Annotated in this window: 14 protein-coding genes; 9 read left to right on the top strand and 5 right to left on the bottom strand. The window is 69.8% G+C overall.

Translation table 11 applies throughout. The features are described 5' to 3' along the window. The first annotated feature begins 85 nt into the window (after positions 1 to 85). The 6 genes from ACFFGH_RS29010 to ACFFGH_RS28985 all read left to right on the top strand — a co-directional run bounded on the left by ACFFGH_RS29010 (position 86) and on the right by ACFFGH_RS28985 (position 4,556). On the top strand, positions 86 to 844 hold the full coding sequence (locus ACFFGH_RS29010) for a prolipoprotein diacylglyceryl transferase (RefSeq protein ID WP_386675376.1): 759 nt from the start codon (positions 86 to 88) through the stop codon (positions 842 to 844). 81 nt (positions 845 to 925) lie between these two features. Then, positions 926 to 1,255: a hypothetical protein gene (locus ACFFGH_RS29005; protein WP_386675373.1), complete on the top strand. Its 330-nt coding sequence runs from the start codon at positions 926 to 928 to the stop codon at positions 1,253 to 1,255. Between the two features lie 40 nt (positions 1,256 to 1,295). Further along, positions 1,296 to 2,912, top strand: a complete 1,617-nt coding sequence (locus ACFFGH_RS29000) for a radical SAM protein (RefSeq protein ID WP_386675370.1) — start codon at positions 1,296 to 1,298, stop codon at positions 2,910 to 2,912. Continuing rightward, positions 2,909 to 3,271, top strand: a complete 363-nt coding sequence (locus ACFFGH_RS28995) for a hypothetical protein (protein WP_386675367.1) — start codon at positions 2,909 to 2,911, stop codon at positions 3,269 to 3,271. Before ACFFGH_RS29000 ends, ACFFGH_RS28995 begins: the two co-directional genes overlap by 4 nt. Before the next feature lie 182 nt (positions 3,272 to 3,453). Next, positions 3,454 to 3,729 (top strand): hypothetical protein, encoded by a 276-nt coding sequence (locus tag ACFFGH_RS28990; RefSeq protein ID WP_386675364.1) that lies wholly within the window; start codon positions 3,454 to 3,456, stop codon positions 3,727 to 3,729. A 134-nt stretch (positions 3,730 to 3,863) separates the two neighbouring features. Beyond that, positions 3,864 to 4,556, top strand: a complete 693-nt coding sequence (locus tag ACFFGH_RS28985) for a hypothetical protein (protein WP_386675361.1) — start codon at positions 3,864 to 3,866, stop codon at positions 4,554 to 4,556. Between the two features lie 69 nt (positions 4,557 to 4,625). On the opposite strand, the gene ACFFGH_RS28980 is transcribed toward ACFFGH_RS28985, so the two are convergent. Continuing rightward, positions 4,626 to 5,012: a VOC family protein gene (locus ACFFGH_RS28980; RefSeq protein ID WP_386675359.1), complete on the bottom strand. Its 387-nt coding sequence runs from the start codon at positions 5,010 to 5,012 to the stop codon at positions 4,626 to 4,628. A gap of 52 nt (positions 5,013 to 5,064) precedes the next feature. On the opposite strand from ACFFGH_RS28980, the gene ACFFGH_RS28975 reads away from it, so the two are divergent. Together ACFFGH_RS28975 and ACFFGH_RS28970 are read left to right on the top strand one after the other, a co-directional pair. Next, positions 5,065 to 5,934 (top strand): AraC family transcriptional regulator, encoded by an 870-nt coding sequence (locus ACFFGH_RS28975; protein WP_386675357.1) that lies wholly within the window; start codon positions 5,065 to 5,067, stop codon positions 5,932 to 5,934. 244 nt (positions 5,935 to 6,178) lie between these two features. Next, positions 6,179 to 8,314: a DEAD/DEAH box helicase gene (locus ACFFGH_RS28970; RefSeq protein ID WP_386675354.1), complete on the top strand. Its 2,136-nt coding sequence runs from the start codon at positions 6,179 to 6,181 to the stop codon at positions 8,312 to 8,314. A gap of 111 nt (positions 8,315 to 8,425) precedes the next feature. Here ACFFGH_RS28970 and ACFFGH_RS28965 read toward each other — a convergent pair whose 3' ends face one another. Continuing rightward, a complete protein-coding gene (locus tag ACFFGH_RS28965; protein ID WP_386675352.1) occupies positions 8,426 to 9,688 on the bottom strand; it encodes a cytochrome P450 in 1,263 nt (420 codons plus the stop codon). A 72-nt stretch (positions 9,689 to 9,760) separates the two neighbouring features. Further along, positions 9,761 to 10,240, bottom strand: coding sequence for a hypothetical protein (locus tag ACFFGH_RS28960; protein WP_386675348.1), 480 nt, complete (start codon positions 10,238 to 10,240; stop codon positions 9,761 to 9,763). A gap of 85 nt (positions 10,241 to 10,325) precedes the next feature. Between ACFFGH_RS28960 and ACFFGH_RS28955 the strand changes: the two genes are divergently transcribed. Continuing rightward, positions 10,326 to 10,661 carry a hypothetical protein gene (locus ACFFGH_RS28955; protein WP_386675345.1) on the top strand — a complete coding sequence of 112 codons (336 nt, stop codon included), beginning with the start codon at positions 10,326 to 10,328 and terminating at the stop codon, positions 10,659 to 10,661. A 38-nt stretch (positions 10,662 to 10,699) separates the two neighbouring features. Here ACFFGH_RS28955 and ACFFGH_RS28950 read toward each other — a convergent pair whose 3' ends face one another. Together ACFFGH_RS28950 and ACFFGH_RS28945 are read right to left on the bottom strand one after the other, a co-directional pair. Beyond that, on the bottom strand, positions 10,700 to 12,097 hold the full coding sequence (locus tag ACFFGH_RS28950) for a maltokinase N-terminal cap-like domain-containing protein (protein WP_386675342.1): 1,398 nt from the start codon (positions 12,095 to 12,097) through the stop codon (positions 10,700 to 10,702). Positions 12,098 to 12,181: 84 nt separating this feature from the next. Next, positions 12,182 to 12,946, bottom strand: coding sequence for an NADH-quinone oxidoreductase subunit E (locus ACFFGH_RS28945; protein ID WP_386675339.1), 765 nt, complete (start codon positions 12,944 to 12,946; stop codon positions 12,182 to 12,184). Between the last annotated feature and the right edge of the window lie 7 nt (positions 12,947 to 12,953).

The raw sequence follows: 12,953 nt of genomic DNA, 5'->3' as shown, positions 1-12,953 counted from the left end.
GTCACTGAGCCCGTCGAAGTGACCGGAACAGTTCCGGCACCTTCACCCCTACCGTCGCCGGCCTCCTGATCACTACACTCCGGACATGGTCCGGTTGCCGTTCGCGGCCGACGGGGTTGTGCACGGCGTGTTCATGGGTCTGGGGATCATGGTCGCCCTGCTCTTCTACGCCTATGAGCGACGCCGCCGGGACCTGACCGACCCGCGGCTATGGGCGATCGCCGGGTTCGCGGTCGCCTTCGGCGCCATCGGGTCGCGCCTGCTCACCTGGGACGTTCTGCGGGTGCCCTCTCTGGAGGATTGGTGGGTCAGCGGCGACCGCAGCATCCTCGCCGGGCTCGTGGGCGCGTGGCTCGGCGTGCATCTGGGCAAGCGGCTCACCGGCTACCGGGAGCCGACCGGTGACCTGTTCGCGCCGGCGGTCGCGCTGGCGATGACGCTCGGACGGGTCGGCTGCCTGCTCACGGAGCAGCCCGGCACACCGACCGGGGGAGCGTGGGGGATCGTCCTCACACCGTCGCAGGCGGCGCTGCTCGGCGGGCCATCCGGCGTCGGCCTGCACCCGTCGTTCGCCTACGAGATCGGATTTCACGCGGCCGCCTTCGCCCTGATGTGGCGCTTCCGCGATCGGCTGCCGCGTCCAGGAGATCTCTTTGTCTGCTACGTGACGGCCTACGCGCTGTTCAGGTTCGGGGTCGAGTACGTGCGGGGGAACGAGCTGCTCTGGCTGGGGATGAGCGGACCACAGTGGTTCCTGCTGATCGTCCTCCCGCTGCTTCTATGGCGCACCTGGCGAGTGTTCGCGCGACCACGCGGCACGAAGCTGCAGGGGAGCGCGGCATGACCGCCGACCATCGCGATGCTTCGTCGCACCACCGGCTGGTGTGGACGCAGCAGCCATGAGCCGCCAGAGGAGGAGAGCGCCATGAGCAGCACCCCGGACATCCCACCTGATCCGCCGCCACCGGACCGGCCGCCGCAACGCCAGGGAGGAGGCGGATTCCTGGCGCTCGGGATTGTCACCGGGTTCGCGGTGCTGTTCTCGGTCTACCTCGCACTCGTGTTCCTGGCCGGTCCGAGCTGGGCGGCTGCGATCGCACCGATCGTCGTGTTCCTCGTGGTCGCCATCGTGCTGACCGTCCGGCCGAGAACACGGATGTTCGGAGCGGGGCTGCTGATCGGTCTCGGCGTCTGGGCACTCCTCGGCGGGGGCCTCTGCGTTCCGCTCCTCATCCCGAGCGGAGGGGTGGCATGAACGCTGCGTCGGAGCAGGCGGCGCCGAGGGGGCCGTTGCCATGAACCGCTCATCCGTCGACACCCGCCGGCCCCAGCTCGGTCCCGGCCAGCCGCTGCGCGGCGACCGCATCCACCGGTACGTGACCGCGTTCTGCCCCCGCTGTCACGAGATGAATCCGCCGCTGGCGCAGGTGCGACGCCTGTCCGGAGCGCTGCTCGTCCGGGACGGCCGCGTCTGGTTGGAGCGCGGCTGCCCCGACCACGGCCTCGTCCGCACCCTGTACGACGAGTCGCCCGACATCCTGCGTTATCTGGAGAAGTGGCAGGCGCCGACCAAACAGCACATCCCGGACGAGACGGACAACTACCGCCTCGTGCCGGAGGCCTACGCGTATGGGCTGCCCGCGATGCAGACGCAGCACACGTGCATCCTGCTGCAGGATGTGATCGAGCACTGCAACCTGCGGTGCCCCACCTGCTTCACCGCATCCGGCCCGCAACTGCAGGGCGTCGCGCCGCTCGAAGAGATCCTGGCGAACGTCGACGCCCGGCTCGCCCGTGAGAACGGACGGCTGGACGTGCTGATGCTGTCCGGTGGTGAGCCGACGCTGTACCCGCAGCTGGCGGAACTGCTGGACGAGCTGGTCGCACGACCCGTCGTGCGGATCATGGTGAACAGCAACGGCATGCGCATCGCCACGGATGACGAGCTGCTCGGCCTGCTGGAGAAGCACCGGGAACGGGTGGAGGTGTACCTGCAGTACGACGGCTCCTCGAAGGAGTCGTCGGTCTACCACCGCGGGGGCGATCTGACCCGATTCAAGGACGCCGCGATCTCCCGCCTGTCCGAAGCCGGGGTGTTCACGACGTTGACCATGACGGCGACCCTCGGCGTGAACGACGGGGAGATCGGCGACGTCGTGATGCGGGCGCTGGAGACCCCCTTCGTCGGCGGCGTCGCGCTGCAGCCGGTGTTCGGCTCCGGCCGCGGGCACGGCATAAATCCGATGGACCGGCTGACCCACACCGGCGTGCTGGCGCGGCTGGAGGAGCAGACCGGCGGTGTCGTCGCCTGGCACGACCTGACCGCGCTGCCGTGCTCGCATCCGCACTGCGCCTCGGTCGGCTACATGCTGAAGGACGACGCCGGCGTGTGGCGGTCACTGACCGCCCTGATCGGCCATGACCGGCTGCTGGAGTGGCTGGAGATCGACCCGGACAGCATCGCCAACCGGATCGCCGACAGTGCGATCCCGCTCTCGCTGCGCTCGATTCTGAAGTCGTCGCTGCTCGACCTGCTGAGCGAGCAGTCGTCGCTGTCCCACCCGCGCACGGCGGATCTCTGGAAGAACATCTGCACCCAGTGCGACCTCGGGATCGGGACGCTCACCACCCTGGCGGCCGGCACACTCCCGGGTCAGCACCAACGGCTGCGGAGGCTCCTCGCAGAGCGCGTCACCCGCATCACGGTGAAGCCGTTCATGGACATCTCCACGATGATCGAGGAGCGGCTCACCCAGTGCTGCGTGCACGTCGGCACGAAGAGCGACGCGGGCGCTCAGCAGTGCGCCCCGTTCTGCGCGGTGCAGGCGTGGCCGCAGCTCGCCCGGCAGCGGATGAGCACCGCGACGGGTCGCCGGCTGCTGCCGGTGCATGCGAAGGAGGCAGCGGTATGAGCTCCGATTCCGACGCCAGGCGCATCGCCTCCGGGCCGACGCCGTCGCAGCTGGTACCCGATCCAGGCGGTGCCCAGTTCTCCGCCGCATCTCGCTCAGGCGACGCGACGCCGTACGACCCGCTGCGACTCTGCATCTTCGCCACCATCGCACTGCTCGGATGGCTCGGCGGTCCGGTCACGCTGATCGTGTTCTCCGTCGTGGGGTTCGCAGGGTACTGGAAGGCGTGGCGCGGAGGGCTGAAGAAGTCGAAATGCTGGCTTCGCGACACCAGGCTGGTGCTCGCCTACTTCGCCGTGCTCACGGCCGCCGGTGTCTGGGGCACGTATGCGGTGGTGACGAGCCTGCTTCGGACCTGACTGCTCAGCGCGGTCGAGAGCGGTGAAAACGGACCGGACCGGCACCAAACGCGCACATCTGATCAGCAAACATATAACATACATTCAGGAAATGCGCAAGAGGTTGCAAGGTTGGGCGAGCAGAAGAGACAGTGGGAGAACGCGGGCGCATTTGCGCTCCGCCCACAGCACAAGGAGTCCCCATGTCGTACACCCCCGGTGCCGCCGGCAACCAGGCCGCGCGCCCGTCGAAGTCGCACACCCACGAGACCAAGGCGTTCTACAAGACCAGCGAGTTCATCTTCTACGTCGTCGTCTCGGTCGCCATCCTCATCGCGGCCGCCATGGTCGACAACGGCGAGGACGGGCAGGGCTTCGGCGCCGACAAGGCCTGGTCCTACGTCGCCCTTCTCACGGTCGGTTACATGATCAGCCGCGGTCTCTCCAAGGCAGGCAGCCACCACCGCGACAACCACTGACCGCGTCGGATGCCCCCGCACCTGCCATGCAGGAGCGGGGGCATCCGTCTGCGCGGACGGTCTTCTCGCGACCACGGTCGCCGCCGCCCTGTCCGCATCGGCCGAGAGCGTACCGGCCCCCTATGGTTGTCGCCGTGGTCGATCAGCTTCTGGACGTGAAGACCATTCCGGTGGGCGCTGACCATGTGCTCGCCCAGCGTCACCTGCGGCGGCGCCGATGGGTTCCCTGCGGACGTGGCGATTGGGCCGTGGCGCTGAAGTCGCCCTCCGGCCGCCTTGCTGCGCGAATCAGCCCGTTCGACCCGACCGCGCCGTTCACGGCCGAGCTCTATCGATCGGGACAGGCGACCGGATGGTTCCCGCAGCTGTTCCTGGAACGCGCGCTCGAGGGCGGCGGTAGCCTGCTCGTGATGGAGTTCCTCCGCCCCGTGGACGATTCGATCGGCGTCGCGGTGCATCGCCGACTGCGCGATCGAGACCCGGGCATCGCCGAGGCCGCCGGCCTCATCGAGAAGATCCACCGTCGCGCAATGGAAGCTTCGCCCTGGTGCGGGCCGGTCGATGACAACCCCGCGAACATCATGGCCGCTGCCGACGGCTCGATCCGGATCACGGACCCGTACTACGCGGCCGGGCCCGCTCTCTACGGCGCCGTGCAGACCAGCCCGCTGACCGTGGCCCGCGCGATACCCAACGAGCAGCGCCGGCACATCTTCGAAATCCCGCTCGCATCGTCCGGCGGCTGGGATCCGGCAGAGCGGCTCGAAATGCGGCAAGGACTCGAACGCGCTGATGAGATCCTCCGGGCGGACGGAACCCGACCATGATGGTGCCGAGTGGCGCGCCGAGCGGCGTTCCCACCCCAGCATCGAGCGCGATCCGCGGCACCGCCGGAGTCAACGATGCTGGTCGATGAGGATGACGTTCCCGTCGGGGTCCGTCACCATCAGTGCCGCAGGACCGGACCCGGATTCGTCGGCCTCCAACGTGAGCCGGATCCCGGCGGCCCGCAACCGCCGCTGAATCTCCCGCACATCGACGAACTCGTCCACCGGGGCACCATCGGCGTCCCATCCAGGGTTGAAGGTCAGCAGATTGCCCTCGAACATTCCGTGAAAGAGCCCGATCGTCGCGGACCCGTTCCGGAGGATCACCATGTTGTCGGCGGTGACGCCCGGGAAGACGACGAAACCGAGTCGCTCGTAGAAGGCACGGGACGCGTCCAGGTCCGCCACGGATAGGCTCACCGAGAAGTTGCCGAGCGGAAGATCTGTGCTTGTCATGTCGAAGAGGCTAGGTACGGCCGCCACCGCGAACTTGTCGGATCTTGCGGACATGGATCACCTGGTCCGCGTCAACGCTGTCGTCGACCATGTGCTCACCCATCTCGACGCACAGCTTCGGCTGGACGACTTGGCGCGCGTCGCCCGGTTCTCACCGTTTCACTTCCACCGGAAGTTCCGCTCGATCACGGGCGAGACCATCGCCCAGTTCGTGAAGCGGGTGCGGTTGGAACGGGCGATCGTGCTGCTGTCGTCCCCGGAGCGGCTCGACCTCACGACGATCGCGATCCGCTGCGGCTTTGCTTCGAGCTCCGCGTTCTCTCGCGCATTCCGGGAACGCTATGGTCAGCCGCCGCGCCGATTCGACCTGGCGGCGCACCGCGACGGGCACCGTGCATCGCTCGACGGCGGACGGCTTTCACGGCTCGACGTCGGCGCCAATCCCGACGGGTTCACCGCCGTGCTCGAGGACATCCCCGAACGCCGGATCGCGTACCGTCGGGCCTTCCGCCCGTACTCGTCCGACGCGGTCGCCGTGGAGACCGAGCGAATGCTGGGGTGGGCGCGCGAACGCAACCTCACCGGTGCCGCGTGGCTGGGGATCCAGTGGGACGATCCCGAGGTCGTGGCGTTGGACGATTGCCGGTACGACGTCGCGGTCGTCGTCTCCCCGGGACTGCGGATCGACGATGGGGTGAGCGAGGCGACATTGCCCCCGATGCTCGCCGCCGCCGTGGCGATCGCCGGCGACGTCGACCTGGAGCTGCGCGCGATCGACTGGCTGTATCGCACCTGGCTGCCGCTGAGTGGATATCTGCCGGCGCCGCCGGCCATGGAGGCGTGGGATGGTGATCCCGCCGCCGATGCCGACGGCCGGTACCGGCTGCGGGTCACCGTGCCGCTGGTCAGGCTGCGTCGCTGACCCTCCCAGCCGACCAACGCCCCGCGAGGTGCCCGGTTCGACGCAGGTTCGACCGTTACCTGACCGGAATCCGAGAGCCCGGCACGACAGGGTAGAATGGCTGTGCGCCACCGGTCCCACCAGGGTTTCTCTCTGGGTCTGGGCTCCCGGGGCGCGGAACGTCCGGTCGAGGCCGAAACGCTCTTCCCAGCACGGGGTTGGGGAGTCGCGGCACGTTCCGGGATTTCAGCTCTCAAGGAGGAGCATGGCCACTACGGGCCAGCGACAGGCGAACACTTCGACGCGCAACGGCGCGGGCAACCGCACGAGGCGCCGGCCGCACGCCGACGACGCCGGGGTCATCCCCGTGCTCGCCCGCGTGGCGCGGGAGGTGGAGGCGGCCGCCCAGCGCGGACCGGTGAAGGCCGCGAACCGCACCAAGTTCCAGGTGGCGACCATGCTGCTTCGCGAAGAGCGCACCCGCGTCAAGAGCGACGCGGACATCGCCGAAGCCGACCGTGTGGAGGCGCAGCGACGGCTCGATGGCCTCGCCGCGATCCTCGCCAAGACGGCCGCACGCGACACCAGCCTGATCGCGCTGCTGCAGGGCGATGCGCCGATCAGCCCCGCCGCACAGGCGCTCCGCCGAGACCTGCTGCTCGCCGCCGGCGTCGAGCTGGCACCCGACGACCTCATCATCACGACGGAGCAGTCGCAGCCGGATCCGTCGGAGGAGAAGCAGGTCATCCCGCAGAGCGTCCGCCAGTACCAGCTGGCGAACCCCTTCCTCGCTCCTGACTTCGAGGCGTACTCGCGCCCCAAGCAGCCGACCTCCAGCCGGCTCGCGAACTGGGAGCTCATCGAGCCCCTGTTCCGCTCGTTCGAATACGGCGCCGGCGGCGGGGCAGCCAGCATGGAGCTGCCGGAGGCCGGGAGCCTCGCGGCCGCGGGTGGGCGGCAGCTGATGCGCCACCAGGCCCGTTTCGTGGAGAGCGCCCGGGCAGGACACCGCACCTACCTGCTCGCCGACGAGCCGGGACTCGGCAAGACCGCGCAGGCGTTGCTCGCCGCGCAGGCGTCGAACGCCTACCCCCTGCTCGTCGTCGCGCCGAACGTCGTGAAGGTGAACTGGGCTCGCGAGGTCGCCCTCTGGACGCCGAAGCGCACCGCCACCGTGGTGCACGGCGACGGCGAGGACCTGGATGCGTTCGCCGACATCGTCGTCGTCAACTACGAGGTGCTCGACCGGCACGTCGCGTGGCTGTCGAAGCGCGGTTTCAAGGGCATGGTCGTCGACGAGGCGCACTTCATCAAGAACAAGGAGTCGCAGCGCTCACAGAACGTGCAGCTGCTGTCGCGCAGCATCCGGGCACTGCACCCGAACGCGCTGTTCGTCGCCCTCACCGGAACCCCGCTGATCAACCAGATCGAGGACTTCCGGATGATCTGGCAGTACCTCGGCTGGATCGACGAGAAGAAGCCGCTGCCCGAGCTGATGGCGAAGCTCGACGAGACCGGGCTCACCCCAGGCGACCCGGGGTTCTTCGCAGCGGCCCGCAAGGCGGTCATCGACATGGGCATCGTGCGGCGCAAGAAGGTCGACGTGGCCTCCGACATCCCCGCCCGCCGCATCGCGGACATCCCCGTCGAGCTCGAGGGCCCCGTCGCCCGGTCGATCCGGGACTCCGAGCGGAAGCTCGTCGCACGACTGGTCGAGCGGTACCGCCGGGTGCTCGCGAACCGCGGCGCCGACGCCGGCGACGGGATCGACCTGGCGCTGGTGCGCATGGTCGCGGCGGCCGAGCTGGAGGAATCGAAGCAGTCGGACTCCGGCGACAACGTCTTCGCCATGGTGCGGAAGATCGGCCAGGCGAAGGCGCCGCTCGCGGCCGACTACACCGTCAACCTCGCCCGGAACGTCGGCAAGGTGGTGTTCTTCGCCAAGCACATCGACGTCATGGACGCCGCTGAGGAGCACTTCGCGAAGGCAGGTCTCGCCACCGTGTCCGTTCGCGGGGACCAGACCGCCAAGTTCAGGCAGGGCCAGATCGACGCGTTCACGAACGACCCGGACGTGTCGGTCGCGGTCTGCTCGCTCACCGCGGCCGGCGTCGGCGTGAACCTTCAGGCGGCGTCGAACGTCGTCCTGGCGGAGCTGAGCTGGACCGACGCCGAGCAGACGCAGGCCATCGACCGGGTGCACCGCATCGGCCAGGAGCTGCCCGTCACGGCCTGGCGCATCCTCGCGGCGCACACGATCGACGGCAGGATCGCAGAGCTCATCGGCAGCAAGGCGGGCCTCGCGGCGCGGGCGCTCGACGGCAGCGACCAGGAGGTCGCCGCCGAGGCCAGCGTGCAGCTCGAGGCGCTGGTCAGCCTGCTCACCGACGCGCTGCGCTGACGCCACCTCGGTCGCTGAGCCGGCCGAAGCGCTGCGGCGGAGTGTCCGTTTGGCTCGGGCCCTTCGACAGGCTCAGGGACCGGGGTTTGCGGCTCGGGCCCTTCGACGGGCTCAGGGACCGGGACGCACGGGTCTGCGGGTGCGCACGCCGGACATGAGGAAGCCGCTCTGCGGGGCGGCGCGGACTCGGCGCAGGCTGATCCGCAGGTCCTGGTCCGGCACCTCGTAGTCGATGGTCCGGGTGAGCAGCCGCACCACCTCGCGCATCAGCTCGACGGTCGGATCCTCGCCCGGGCATCGGTGGCCGTCGTCGGCGTAGCCGCCACCCTGAGCCACGAGCTCATTCGGCGGGGTCGTCCTGCCGCGGAACCGCTGCGGCAGGAACTCGTCCGGTCGCGACCAGATGCGGCCCGAATGGTTCGTGGCATACAGGTCGAGCATCACCCAGGCGCCCGCCGCGAACTGCTTGCCGCCGTAGCTGCAGTCGCGGGTCGCGGTGCCTCCGGTCACGGGGATGAACGGAAAGAACCGACGCACCTCGTGCACGAAGAGGTCGAGCTCCGAATCGTCGCCCGCCGCGAACCGCGCACGCCATGCCGGGTGCTGGTGCAGGGCCCAGGCGCAATAGACGAGATAGCGCCCTACCGCGACGGTCGGCCGCAGGATGTTCAACAGTTCGACCGCGCGCACGGCGGGAGCGAGCGGCGTGCCGGCGCCGTCCTCGAGGTTCGCGATCACCTCCAGCGCGGACCCCGTGCGGGTGCGGATCCTGCCGTCGCGCACGCCGGTGACGAGCTCCTCCGCCCACCGCTCGGTCCGCCGCCCCAGCGCTCGTGTCGCCCAGTCCGGCGGTCCGACGGCCGCGACGTTCCCCACCATCGTGAAGAAGTCCCGGCTCCGCTGCGCCAGCTCGTCTTCGGGCAGCGGCACTCCGGCCCAGTCGCACACCGTCCGGGTGAGCACCGGCTGAAGCTCTTCCAGCAGATTCACCCGCTCACGCCCCGCCCACCGCCCGACCGCCTCCAGGAAGTAGGTCCGGAACGCCTCGCCGAGTCGAGGCATGTTCTCCGGTGCCAGCAGGCTGAGGAGTGCCGCCTTCCGGCGCGAATGCTCCGCGCCGGACAGCATCAGAACGCTGCCCTCGCTCTGGATGAGGTGCAGCACCGAGCGGGGCATCGCGCCGTTCCGCGCGAACCGGCCGCCCTCGTAGAAGAACCGCGCCGCGGAGCTGCCGCGCATGAAGGTCACCGGGCGCAGCACCAGGTGGGTGTCGAACGCGTCGGTTCCGAGCCGGTCGAACCGCCGGGTGCCGAAGCGATAGCCCTCGGTCGCCAGACCGACGGTGCTGTCGCCGGGGATTCGGGGAAGGCTCACGGTTCCAGGTAAGCGCCGCGACACCGGCCGGGGGAGCGCTCGGGGCAACCGCTCAGGATTCCGTGGTCCGGCTCAGGCGCCGCCGAAGAGCGTGGTCAGGGCGTTCGGCAGCTGCCTCGCGGCATACAGCAGACCCAGCACAGTCAGCACCACATCGGTCACCAGCGTCACGATGGTGAGCCCCCGGCGTGGGAGCGGCCGCGCGGGTCGCACCAGACCGACGATCAGGGTGGCGACGCAGGGAAGGGCGAAGACCACGTAGCTGGAGGCGAAGACCACGAGGAACGCGTTCCGCGTATCGTCCTGCACGAGTGAGTAGCTCGCGAGGGTGTTCACGGAGATGTACACCGCGCCGGCCGCCGAAAGAAGCATCCCCGCGCCCAGCGCGATCTGCAGCACCGCCGTCCAGGAGTGGCGCGAGCTGCGCCGGATGCTGGCATCCCAGATCACGAAGACGGGCAGCAGCGCCGCGACGGCGAGCGGCAGATAGCCCAGGAGAAGTGAGGTCGGTTCCATGCTGAAGGTGTGCGAGGCGCGAGAGGGACGGTCCACCCTGTCATTCGAGCCTGCGCGTTTCTTGGGACGGCCCCGGCGCGAAACGGCCGCCACGAGACGCCCAGGGCTCTAGCCTCGTTGCGTGAGCGAGAACCCACCGTCGCACGATCACGACGACGATCTGGGGCGGCACGAGCCCGGTCCGACTGTGCCGGAACCCAGCGTGCCCGATCCGGACAAGCCTGAGCCGGACGAGCCGGACGAGCCGGACGAGCCGGCCGAGCCGGCCGAGCCGGACGAGCCGGCCGAACCGCAGGGATCGTCGGGGGTCGGCTGGGGAGCGGGTGCGGGCGTCGGGATCGGCGTTGGCGTCGCCGTGGGCGTGGCGCTCGAGAACCTCCCCGCCGGACTCGCCCTCGGCGTCGGTGTCGGCATCGCGCTCGCGCTGGCGTTCGGCGCCGGGCGCTCCCGGGCGTAGTCCGGAACGGAACCGGCCTTGACCGCGAACGGCTCGTCCTACGACGGCGTCTGAGCCAGTCCCCTCGCGGCCAGCCGCGCGATCGCGGTGACCGGTATCGGCAGCCAGTCCGGCCGGTTGCGTTTCTCGTAGACCGCCTCGTACACCGCCTTGTCGATCTCGAACGCGTCGAGCAGCAGGCGGTGTGCGCGCACGTCGTCGCCCGACCGGGCGATGTATCCGTCGAGGAACGCCTCCCGCGCGTTGCCCGCCCAGCTCGTGGCGCGTGCCGTGGTCTCATCGGATGCGCTCATCGCGACCGAGCCGGCCACATAGTCGAAGGAGCGCAGCATCCCGGCCACGTCTCGGAGGGGCACATCGGGCTGGTCCCGTTCGTGCATCGGACGCAGGGGCTCTCCCTCGAAGTCCAGCAGCACCCAACCCCGGTGCGGCACGGAGAGCACCTGGCCGAGGTGGTAGTCGCCGTGGATGCGCTGAAGCCGTGGCCAGGACGCGTCGTGCTGAGCCGCGTCGTAGATGGCTTCGATCGCGTCGCGGTGGCCTTTCAGCTCCGGAACCTCCGAGAGCGCCACGGCGAGTCGCTGATGCCAGAGGCTCGCCATCTTGACGATGTCGCCGAGGCTCGGCTCGCGGGTGGGCAGGGCCTCCGCGAGCGTCTCGTGCACCGCGGCGGTCGCCTCGCCGAGCGCGAAGGCTCGGTCGGAGAAGTCCTCGCCGGCCGACGCAGCCTGAAGCGCCACTCGCCACGCGTCCTCGACGCCCGGCATGAACTCCTGGGCGAACGCCAGGTGCCCGCTCGCGCGGCCAGTCGGCCGGCCGGGATCGTCCCACTCGCCCGTGACGTAGCCGGCGGAGGCTGGCACGTGCGGCGATCCGGCGGATGAGATCGCGGTCTGCAGCACCACGTCCGGATTTTCGCCGTGGTGCAGCATCCGGAAGATCTTGCAGATGATCTGCCGGCTGTCCTCGCCCGACCCGACGTCGAAGACGAGCGAGGTGTTCGACTGTTCGCCGCTCAGCACCTTCGACGTGATCTCGGCCCCGTCGACGGGGAGAAGGAATCCGGTGGCGGTGCCGGTCGCGGTCACTCCGGCGTCGGTTGCGGACCCGCCCGAGGCGATCAGCCGCAGCAGCGCCCGGCCATACGCCGGGTCATGCGGGCCGTCGAAGACGAACTCGGTATCGCTGACCTTGCCGATGAAGTGGTGACCCCAGCCGCGCGGGATGGTGGGGCGGATGGTGATGGGCACCTGGTAGAGCAGCGGCTGCACGCCGCTCTCGTCGAGCACCAGGAGCGTGCGAAGGACGACGCCGTCCTCGTCAGAGGGGAGCTCCCACGCGCCGATACGGCGCAGTTGCGGAATCTGCCCCTTGCCGCCGTACCAACGTTGCCGACGCATCCAGTCGGTCAGGCACTCCATCGTGGTGGCGTTCATGCGCGCGAGGTTACCGGGACCGTCTTGGAGTTGTATCTACGCCGAGCGTTTGCTGGGCGCGCTGCAGGTTGAGGCCAGCGGGGTTCACTTCAAGTCCCAGCCAGGGATCTCGACCGAGAAGGTGCCCGTCATCCCGAAGCCGCGGCGGAGGAACGCGACGATGTCCCCGACGGCACGCTTCGATCCTGGTGCGAAGCGGGGATAGCGCACCCACGCGTCCGGCAGGCCGGTGTACTCCACCGGCCGGACAGCGACGCCCGCGTCGCGGAGGTCGATCTCGAGTGACCGGCTGGCGGCGAGCGTCGCGCTCTGCGGCGCAGACTGCAGGAAGGTCGGCGGTACCCTGCCGAACTCGGCCTTGGGTGCGCTGGTCGGCGTGAGGAGCACGAGGCGGCGGACTGCCGACGCGGTGGCGGGCGCGGCGACGGTGAGCAGCGCCGCGGAGCACCCGTCGCCCACGCCGACGATCGCGACCCGTTCGGCGTCCGCGCGGAGCGTCGGCGCCGATGCGATCGCGGCACGGATCTGCGCTCCCCGCACCTCGGGCTCGTCGGCGGTCTCCTCGAGTGCGCCGGCAGGCAGGGACCCGGCATCCTGCTCGGGCACGACGACGGCAACACCGCCGAGCGCGCTCGCGAGCGCGCTGCCGAGCCAGAGCGGTTCGAACGCCGCGCCGCCGACGAGCACCAGCAGCGGACCACCGTCGGCGCCGCGATAGACGATGCCGTGTGGCCCGAGCTCGCCGGGCAGCACGGCGGAGGGCTGCAACATCCGGGCGAGCCCTGGGAGGCGGTGCTCCGCCCAGAGCGCCGCGGACAGCCGCCAGGAGGAGCCGGATCGGGAGGCCACGCGGAAC

This window comes from Lysobacter korlensis (assembly GCF_042434515.1).
This window is presented reverse-complemented; position numbering and strand designations above follow the sequence as displayed.

Coding starts and splice junctions, on each gene's coding strand:
- ACFFGH_RS29010 (WP_386675376.1), top strand. CDS start 86: ATGGTCCGGTTGCCGTTCGCGGCCGACGGGGTTGTGCACGGCGTGTTC.
- ACFFGH_RS29005 (WP_386675373.1), top strand. CDS start 926: ATGAGCAGCACCCCGGACATCCCACCTGATCCGCCGCCACCGGACCGG.
- ACFFGH_RS29000 (WP_386675370.1), top strand. CDS start 1,296: ATGAACCGCTCATCCGTCGACACCCGCCGGCCCCAGCTCGGTCCCGGC.
- ACFFGH_RS28995 (WP_386675367.1), top strand. CDS start 2,909: ATGAGCTCCGATTCCGACGCCAGGCGCATCGCCTCCGGGCCGACGCCG.
- ACFFGH_RS28990 (WP_386675364.1), top strand. CDS start 3,454: ATGTCGTACACCCCCGGTGCCGCCGGCAACCAGGCCGCGCGCCCGTCG.
- ACFFGH_RS28980 (WP_386675359.1), bottom strand. CDS start 5,012: ATGACAAGCACAGATCTTCCGCTCGGCAACTTCTCGGTGAGCCTATCC.
- ACFFGH_RS28975 (WP_386675357.1), top strand. CDS start 5,065: ATGGATCACCTGGTCCGCGTCAACGCTGTCGTCGACCATGTGCTCACC.
- ACFFGH_RS28970 (WP_386675354.1), top strand. CDS start 6,179: ATGGCCACTACGGGCCAGCGACAGGCGAACACTTCGACGCGCAACGGC.
- ACFFGH_RS28950 (WP_386675342.1), bottom strand. CDS start 12,097: ATGAACGCCACCACGATGGAGTGCCTGACCGACTGGATGCGTCGGCAA.